The organism is Mesorhizobium sp. CNPSo 4684, assembly GCF_057784315.1.
Genome location: NZ_JBWLUX010000068.1, coordinates 1 through 8,442 on the forward strand (window position 1 = coordinate 1; position 8,442 = coordinate 8,442).

At 63.6% G+C, this 8,442-nt stretch carries 8 protein-coding genes and 2 pseudogenes; 4 read left to right on the top strand and 6 right to left on the bottom strand.

All coding sequences use genetic code 11. From position 1 onward, the window contains the following. Positions 1–106 (top strand): annotated as a pseudogene (locus AC04SG_RS32420) (IS110 family transposase); the annotation flags it as partial. Positions 107–262: 156 nt separating this feature from the next. Here AC04SG_RS32420 and AC04SG_RS32425 read toward each other — a convergent pair. Continuing rightward, positions 263–1,165: an NAD(P)-dependent oxidoreductase gene (locus AC04SG_RS32425; protein WP_488554344.1), complete on the bottom strand. Its 903-nt coding sequence runs from the start codon at positions 1,163–1,165 to the stop codon at positions 263–265. A 207-nt stretch (positions 1,166–1,372) separates the two neighbouring features. Between AC04SG_RS32425 and AC04SG_RS32430 the strand changes: the two genes are divergently transcribed. Beyond that, positions 1,373–2,113 (top strand): FadR/GntR family transcriptional regulator, encoded by a 741-nt coding sequence (locus tag AC04SG_RS32430; RefSeq protein ID WP_488554345.1) that lies wholly within the window; start codon positions 1,373–1,375, stop codon positions 2,111–2,113. 26 nt (positions 2,114–2,139) lie between these two features. Here the strand turns inward: AC04SG_RS32430 and AC04SG_RS32435 are convergent, their stop codons facing one another. From AC04SG_RS32435 to AC04SG_RS32455, 5 genes are all read right to left on the bottom strand, one after another. After that, complete coding sequence (locus tag AC04SG_RS32435) at positions 2,140–2,862, bottom strand: ABC transporter ATP-binding protein (RefSeq protein ID WP_488554346.1); 723 nt, start codon at positions 2,860–2,862, stop codon at positions 2,140–2,142. Continuing rightward, on the bottom strand, positions 2,859–3,581 hold the full coding sequence (locus tag AC04SG_RS32440) for an ABC transporter ATP-binding protein (protein WP_488554347.1): 723 nt from the start codon (positions 3,579–3,581) through the stop codon (positions 2,859–2,861). The genes AC04SG_RS32435 and AC04SG_RS32440 overlap by 4 nt, the downstream gene beginning before the upstream one ends. Continuing rightward, on the bottom strand, positions 3,578–4,600 hold the full coding sequence (locus tag AC04SG_RS32445; RefSeq protein WP_488554348.1) for a branched-chain amino acid ABC transporter permease: 1,023 nt from the start codon (positions 4,598–4,600) through the stop codon (positions 3,578–3,580). The genes AC04SG_RS32440 and AC04SG_RS32445 overlap by 4 nt, the downstream gene beginning before the upstream one ends. Then, on the bottom strand, positions 4,597–5,469 hold the full coding sequence (locus AC04SG_RS32450) for a branched-chain amino acid ABC transporter permease (protein WP_488554349.1): 873 nt from the start codon (positions 5,467–5,469) through the stop codon (positions 4,597–4,599). The genes AC04SG_RS32445 and AC04SG_RS32450 overlap by 4 nt, the downstream gene beginning before the upstream one ends. A gap of 89 nt (positions 5,470–5,558) precedes the next feature. Continuing rightward, a complete protein-coding gene (locus tag AC04SG_RS32455) occupies positions 5,559–6,779 on the bottom strand; it encodes an ABC transporter substrate-binding protein (protein WP_488554350.1) in 1,221 nt (406 codons plus the stop codon). A 157-nt stretch (positions 6,780–6,936) separates the two neighbouring features. On the opposite strand from AC04SG_RS32455, the gene AC04SG_RS32460 reads away from it, so the two are divergent. Both AC04SG_RS32460 and AC04SG_RS32465 read left to right on the top strand, forming a co-directional pair. Continuing rightward, positions 6,937–7,923 (top strand): aldo/keto reductase, encoded by a 987-nt coding sequence (locus AC04SG_RS32460; protein ID WP_488554351.1) that lies wholly within the window; start codon positions 6,937–6,939, stop codon positions 7,921–7,923. A gap of 248 nt (positions 7,924–8,171) precedes the next feature. Then, positions 8,172–8,442, top strand: a pseudogene (locus AC04SG_RS32465) (2-hydroxyhepta-2,4-diene-1,7-dioate isomerase); the annotation flags it as partial.

Below are 8,442 nucleotides of genomic sequence, written 5' to 3' on the forward strand. Positions count from 1 at the left end.
GGGAAAGCCCAAAATGCTCATCCGCATCGCGCTTGCCAGAAAACTTCTCGTCATCCTCAATGCAAAAGCACGCGACGCGAGAAGTGAGTTCGCAAATGCAACTTGACCCCCCAGATAGTCGCTCTCCCCCATTTCATGGGGGCGAGGAAACGCTAGTCGCAGAGGTCGCGGCCTTCATGAGCCTGGGTTCCTCGCCCCCGCGCAAGCGGGGGAGACGTGTCTCGGCGAAGCCGAGACGGAGAGGGGGAGCGCCCTAGGCGATTTACTCCGCCGCCTCCACCAGTGACACCCCGTTCAGCCCCGCCACAATATCCGACAGTGCCGGCACGAATTTTTCGCCATGACCCGTGGTGACTGCCGTTGCAAACCCATTGCGCACCGCGGCGCCGATGGGGTTGGCGATGCCGGCGGCCTGGGCGAAGGAGGCGAGGTAAGTCATGTCTTTCAGCGCGTTGGCGATGGCGAAGCGCTGAGCGTTTTCGTTGCGGTTGAGGACGAAGTCGAAGAAGGCTTGATAGAAGCCGCAGTCCATGCGGCTGCCTGATATAACGCTGTTGAAGACCTGCGGCGTCAGCCCGGCCTTGGCGCCGAGGCTCAGCGCTTCGGAATAGATGGCGGAATAGCCCATCGAAACGAAATTGTTGAGCAGCTTCATGGTGTGGCCACTGCCGGTCGGGCCGGTGTGGACGACGCGGGCGGCGAAGGCTTCCAACACCGGGCGCGCGCGGGCGACGATTTCTGCAGGGCCGCCGACCATGACGTCGAGCTTGCCCTCAGCCGCTTCCTTGGGCGTGCGCGCCAGCGGCGCATCGATCAGCGTCACGCCTTGCGTGGCGAGGTCTGCGGCAAGTGCTGTCGTCGATGAGGGATTGGAGGTCGAGCAGTCGATGATCAGCAGCGGCTTCGCGGCCGCTGCCAGCCCGTCCGGTCCCTTGACCAGCATCTCGACCTCGCGCGAGCCGGTGACGCACAGGATGACGATGTCGCAGACGGCGGCGAGGTCGCGCGGGCTGGCGGCTTCGGTGGCGCCGGCCGCGATCAGCCGGTCGGCCACCGTGCGGTTGCGGTGCACATGGACCGTCAGCGGCCAGCCTTTGCGCAGCAGATTGTCGGCCATGCCGGCGCCCATGCTGCCCAGGCCGATGAAGCCAATGCGTTCTTTCATGCAATCCTCCTATGGCCCGCACCGGCGGGCTGAAGCGGTTCACCGTTTCACGGAAACGGCGAGCCACTTCATCTCGTTGTTGTTACGCAATTCCGGACGGGAAAACCGCCCACACTTTTCCCTGGAATTGCTCTGGCCTTTCGTCACCTTGCGGTGGGCACCTGTCGATGCAATCCTTCGAACAAGAATCGAACCGGAGTCGCGCCGATGGCGGAGCCCATGACTTTCGATGCCATACCACAGGCGCCCAATCTCAGGACCGGGCTCGTCAACACGCTGATCGCGCAGATCGAATCCGGCGATCTTGCGCCGGGCCAGCGGCTGCCGACCGAGCAGGAGATCGTCGCCGCCACGGGCGTCAGCCGCACCGTGGTGCGCGAGGCCCTGGCGGCGCTTCGCGCCCGCGGGCTGATCACCACGCGCCAGGGGCTCGGCGCCTTCGTCGCCAAGGATCCGATGCCGAAGACGTTTTCCGTCCTGCCCGACGATCTCGAATCGATCGACGAGGTGCTGCGTGTGCTCGAACTGCGCATGGGCATCGAGGTCGAGGCGACCGGCCTTGCCGCCGAGCGGCGCAGCGATGCGGCGTTGGCCCAGATGAGCGCGCGGCTCGACGCGCTGGAGGCGGCAGTGCGTGCCGGCGGCTCCGGCTCGGAAGAGGATTTCGGCTTTCACCGCGCCATTCTCGCGGCGACGCAGAACCCGAATTTCACCCGGCTGTTCGACACGTTCGGCAGCGCCATGATCCCGCGCCAGTGGACGCGGCTCGACCGGATGACGGAGGCCGAGCGAGAAAAATATCTCGACCGCATGCAGCGCGAGCATCGCGCCATTCTCGGGGCAATCGAGGCCAGGGACGTCAACGCCGCGCGGCGCGCCATGCGCAGCCATCTGGCCAAGAGCTATGCCCGCTTCGAGGATTTGCGCGACAAGGCCGTTCACGAATAAGGGGCAAGTCACGCCTGATCGGTTGCTCATCCGGCGACCCCGCCGAGATAGAGTTCGCGCATCAGCGACATGTCGCGCAGTTCGGTGATCGGCCCGGAGACGACGATGCGGCCGTTCTGCATGAGATAGCCGCGTGACGCGACGGCCAGCGCCAGGCCGGCATTCTGCTCAACCAACAGCACCGAGGCGCCGAAGCGTTCGCCGATGCCCAAAATGATCGCCTTGATCTCCTTGACCAGCAGCGGCGACAGGCCCAGCGACGGCTCATCCAGCAAGAGCACGCGCGGACGCGTCATCAGCCCGCGCGCAATGGCCAGCATCTGCTGCTGGCCGCCGCTCAGCGAACCGCCGCGGTCGCGCCGCTTGGTGGCGAGGATCGGGAAGAAGGACAGCATGGTCTGGAAGTCTGCTTCGACCGCCGCCTCGTCGCGGCGCGCATAGGCGCCGAGGCGAAGGTTCTCCTCGACCGTCATGTCGACGAAGATTTTTCTTCCCTCCGGCACCAGCACAACACCGCGCCTGGCCATAACATCGGCGGCAAGCCCGGTGACCTCGGCGCCGTCGAAGGCGATGGTGCCCGCGCGGGGTCTGATCAGTCCAGCAATGGCCTTGAGCAGCGTCGACTTGCCGGCGCCATTGGGGCCGAGGATGGTGACGATCTCGCCCTTGGCCAAAGTCAACGAGACGCCTCGGTTGACGATGGTTGGGCCATAGCCGGTGACGACGTCGGAGACGGCAAGCAGGCTCACAGCTCACCTCCGAGATAAACGTCGAGCACCTTGGGATCGGCAAGCACGGCTTCGGTCGGCCCGTCGGCGATCTTGGAGCCGAAATCGAGCACCGCGAGACGCCGGCACAGCATCTGCATCAGCTTCATGTCGTGGTCGATGACGCAGACGGTGATGCCGTGTTGGGGAAGCTGGCGCACCAGCCCGACAAGCGCCGTGGTCTCGCGGTCGTTGAGGCCGGCGGCGGGTTCGTCGAGCAGCAGCAGCGACGGCCGCGTGGCCAGCGCCAGCGCAAGGCCGAGCAGGCGCAGGCTGCCGAAGGGCAGCACGCCGGCCTTTTCGCCGGCAAGGGCACTCAAGCCGACAAAGTCGAGCAACGCCTGCGGCGTTGGCCATGGGCTGGCGCTGCCGGTGGCTCGCGCGTGCTCGCCGGCGATCTGGACGTTTTCCAGCACGCCAAGCCCGGCAAAGGCCATGGCCTGCTGAAAGGTGTAGCCGATTCCGGTGCGCGATATGGCATGTGGCGCAAGGCCGGTAATATCGCGGCCGCGAAACAGCACCGTGCCGCCGCTCGGTTTGTGGACGCCTGTGACGACGTTGAACAGAGTGGTCTTGCCGGAGCCGTTGGGGCCGACGACGCCGAGGATTTCGCCCTCCTCGACGGCGAGGTCGACGCCGGCAAGTGCGGTGACGCCGCCGAACTGTTTGCTGAGACCGCTGATCGCCAGGATCGGGCTCATTGGCGCGCCTCCGAGGGGGCGCTGTCGCGCTCCGTCGTCTCGGTTTTCGGCTTGCCAGAAAAGAGGCTGCGCAGGGCGCGCACGATGCCGCCGATCAGGCCGTCGGGCAGAAGCATGATCACCGCGATCAGGCACACACCATAGACAATGCGCGACTGGACCGGATCGAGGTTGAGCACCTCCGGCAGGAAGGCGACGAGAATGCCGCCGGCAAGCGGCCCCTCGATCAGGCGGGCGCCGCCGATCATCACCATCAGCGCCAGGTAGATGCTGGGGAAAGACGAGAATTGCGACGGCGAGATGTGGCCGAGGAAATAGGCGAGCAGCACACCGGAGATGCCGGCAAAGACGCCGCTGACGACGAAGGCGCCGATCTTGTGGCGGCCGACATTGATGCCGAGCGAGGCCGCGAGCTTCTCGTTTTCGCGGATGGCGCGCAGCGTGCGGCCATAGGAGGAGTGGATGATCGCCCAGCTCGCCACCGCCGCGGCTGTGACGAAGGCTACCACCATCAGATAGTAGCGGGTGAGGTCGTTCATGTCGGCGCCGAACAAAGTGACGTGATCGGTCAAGTCGAGACCGGTCGCGGCACCGGTATAGTCGCCGCCATTGGTGAGCACGATGGCGAGCAGTTGACCGAAGGCGAAGGTCATGATGACGAAGTGATGGCCGCCGACGCGCAGCGACGGAATGCCGACGATCATCGCAAAGACAGCGCTGGCAAAGGCCGCCGCCGGCAGCGCCAGCCAGAAATCGACGCCGAAGTCGCGCGCGAGGATCGCCGCCGCATAGGCGCCGACGCCGACCAGGGCGGCATGGCCCATCGACAATATGCCGGTCTGGCCGAACAGCACCGACAGACCATAGAGCGCAATCACATTGGTGCCGGCCGAGATCGCCAGCGACAGGAAGCGGTTGCTCGGCGAAAACAGCGGCACGGCCGCGATCAGCGCCAGGATGACCAGCACCGGCAGCAGCGACCGCAGCGGCTTGAAGGTGGCACGACGACCGTCGTTCATGACGCCATCCGGGGACCGCTGGTGCCGCCGAACAGGCCGTGCGGGCGCACGATCAGCACCAGGATCATCAGCACGAAGGAATAGGCGTCGGTCCATTGCGAGAAGCCGTAGCCGGCACTGAAGCCCTCGACGATGCCGAGGATTAGGCCGGCGGCGACGGCGCCGTAGATGTTGCCAAGCCCGCCGATCAGCGCCACGGCAAAACCCTTCATCACCATGGTACCGCCGGTGAACGGGGTGATCGGAAACAACGCGATCAGCAAGGCACCGCCGAGGCCCGCCAGCGCGCTGCCGAGCACGAAGACGCCGGTGATGTAGCGGCGCACGGGAATGCCCATCAGGGCGGCGGTGTCGCGGTCCTCGACGCTGGCGCGCAAGGCGCGGCCATAGCGGCTTGCGGTGATCATGCGGAAGCTCAACGCCACCACGGCGATGGTGATCAGGATGACCATGACGCGCACAGATGCGATGCGCACGCCGCCGACTTCCCAGACCGTGGTCAGCGGGCGCGGAATGCTCTTCTGGTTGGGGTTCCAGAACAGCACGACGACATGCTGCAGGACGACGATGAGACCGAGCGAGACGATAAAGCCGTTGGTAGGCCGTTCCAGCGTGAAACGGAACAGGCCGCGCTCAAGGATGTAGCCCATCAGGCCGACGGCGAGGATTGCCAGCACCACCGCCAGCGGGAAGCCGAGGCCGGCGCTGACGGCGAGCCAGGTGACGATGCCGCCGATCATCAGGAATTCACCATGGGCGAAATTGATGATGCCGGTGAGGCCGAAGATCAGGGTCACGCCGATGGCGATGAGCGTGATGACGCTGGCGATGGAAAGGCCGTTGAGGATTTGCTGGACGAAAATATCCACGGTGAAATGGCCTGCCTGCTTTTCAGGGAAAGTGGGTTGGCAACAAATGACGCCGCCAACCCGCTTCTTCAGTTCTTCAGTTCTTCAGTTCAGCTCTTCGGCGCTTCAGCCGGCGGCTGCTGCATCGAGCAGGAGATGTCGCCGCCGGGCGCCGCGGCGCAGACTTCCGTCGCGTGGGTGACCTGGTGCGTCGGGTTGAAGGTCAGATCATCCGAGACCACGCCCTGGTGGTGCAGGCTGAGCAGCGCATCGACCGTCTTGTCCGGATCGAAGCTGTCGGCCTTCTGCCAGGCTTCGACGAGGAAATGGACATAGTCGTGGTAGAGCAGCGACACCGACGAGGTCACGCCATGCGGCGCGCCGGCGGCGAAATAGGCGTCGAAATAGGTTTTCGCCTTCGGGTTCGACGATTCACCCCAGCACACCGGCACGCAGCTCATCGCCACCGGCACATCGGCTGAAAGCTGCTTTTCCTTCCAGATGCCGGGGTCGACGCCGAACAGGAAGTAGCTTTTAGCGGCTCCCAGTTCGAGCGCCTGCGGCAGCGCCGTCAGCGTTGAATCGCCATTGTACCAGAAGTGGATGATATCCGGATTGAGGCTCTTGGCCCGCGTCAGGAAGGGCGAGAAATCTGTGGTATCAGGCGGGTAGAAGATGATGTCGGGGACATCCTGGCCCTCGGCCTTCAGCGCCTTGAAATAGTAGGACGACAGGAACTGGCCGGTGGCGTCATTGCCGACGATCATCACCGACTTCTTCGGCTTGAAGCCGAGCAGCGGTTCGAGCAAGGTCAGCACGCCACGCGCGGTCGAGCCGGAGCGCTGGAATTCCTGTGGCTCCGACTGGAAGAGATAGTGGTCCTCGCCGCCCGGCTTCACCGAGTCCGGCGTCAGTATTTTCGCCAGCGTCGAATTGCCGGCGAAATGGATGATCTTGGCCGGCTGGGTGATCTTGGCCATGGCCAGCGTGAAGTCATGCGTTTCCGAGCCGAAGATCGCCTGCACCTTGACGTCGCGCACCAGCTCCTGGGTGGCGGCTATAGCCGTGGCGATATCGGTGCGGTCATCACGCTTGACCATTTCGAGCTTGTAGGTCTTGCCGCCGACCTTGAAGCCGCCGGCGTCGTTGATCTGCTTGACGGCGAGGCCGACGCCTGCCGGCAATGTGTGACCGGCGGAGACGAACGAGCCTGATTCCGCCGCGACGACGCCGATCTTGACGATGTTGTCCGCGTCATCGGCGAACGCGGGATGCGCAAGCGCACCAAGGCAAAATGCTGCCGACACGCTCATTTTCAGAACGGTTTTCAATTTGAGGTCCTCCCGACTCCAAAATCTTGCAGTCTTACCGGGTTGTCATACAACCCTGTTATCTGGTAAATCCATTTTGCAAGGATGTCAATCATGTCATCATTGGATGCCGCGGACAGGATGCGAATCGCACACAAGCCGGAACGAGGAACAGGAAATGCAGTCACGAAAATTCGGCCGCACGGGACGCCAGGTCAGGGAGATCGGCTTCGGCTCATGGGCGATCGGCGCCGCCTGGGGCGAGGTCAATGATGACGACGCGGTGGCCGCCCTTCATGCGGCACTTGATGCTGGCGTCACCTTCATTGATACCGCCGACGTCTATGGCGATGGCCGCTCCGAGAAGCTCATCGCCAGAGTGATGAAAGAGCGTGGCGGCGAGCGGCCGTTCATCGCCACCAAGGCCGGCAAGAGGCTTCCGAAGCAGACCGTCGAGGGCTTCAGCCAGCAGAACCTGACCGAATGGGTCGACCGGAGCCTCGGCAATCTCCAAGCGGACACGCTCGATCTCGTGCAGTTGCACTGCCCGCTGACCGACCTCTACTACCATCCGGAAGTGTTCGAACGGCTCGACCGCCTGGTCGAGCAAGGCAAGATCTGCAACTACGGCGTGAGCGTCGAGCGCGTGGAGGAAGCCCTTAAGGCAATGCAATATCCCGGCGTCGTCAGCGTGCAGATCATCTTCAACGCCTTCCGCCAGCGGCCGGCGGAAATGTTCTTCGACCTGGCGAAAAAGAATGACGTGGCGATCATCGCCCGCGTGCCGCTGGCGAGCGGTTTGCTGTCGGGTAAGTTCAAGGCCGACACCAGATTCGAGGATACCGACCACCGCAAATTCAACCGCCACGGCGAAGCGTTCGATGTCGGTGAGACGTTCTCGGGCGTGCCCTACGAAGTGGGGCTGGCGGCGGTCGAACGCATCCGGCCGCTGGTCGCCGGCGACACGACGATGGCGAAATTCGCCTTGCGGTGGATCCTGATGTTCGATGCCGTCACCGTGGTCATTCCAGGCGCACGCAATCCGGCGCAGGCGCATTCCAATGCCGAGGCAGCGGACCTCGCGCCGCTGTCCGAAGAACTCATGGGCAAGATCCGCGATATCTACGATCAGGACATCAAGCCCCACGTGCACCAGCGCTGGTAAATTGAAAACCTGGCTGCAATCGCTTGGGGATGAAGATCCAGCGGAATTGGCCTTGCAGAACCACGCACAATGAATCTTCGTGAGTCCTACTACGGTCGCAGGACAATAGCCTTTCAGCTTCATCGAACAGGATTCCGATTTTTTGGTTTTGTAAGGCCAATAGGTACGTTCCGCTCGGTTTCTGAACCATATCGTCGCCTCGGCGGAGAGTTTGCTAACGGCCACGGAGCCGCAAGTAGGAGAGATGGATGAAACTGCTGCGCTATGGCGAGATAGGGAACGAACGTCCCGGCCTGCTCGATGCGGATGGAACGATCCGCGATCTTTCAGGTCATGTCCCTGACATTGCCGGCAAGACGCTCGATCCGGCGTCGCTCGAGACATTGTCGAAGCTCGATCCGAAGTCGCTGCCGGCGGTGTCCGGAAAGCCCCGGCTCGGCCCTTGCGTTGCCGGCACCGGCAAGTTCATCTGTATTGGGCTGAACTATTCCGACCACGCCGCCGAAACCGGCGCCACCG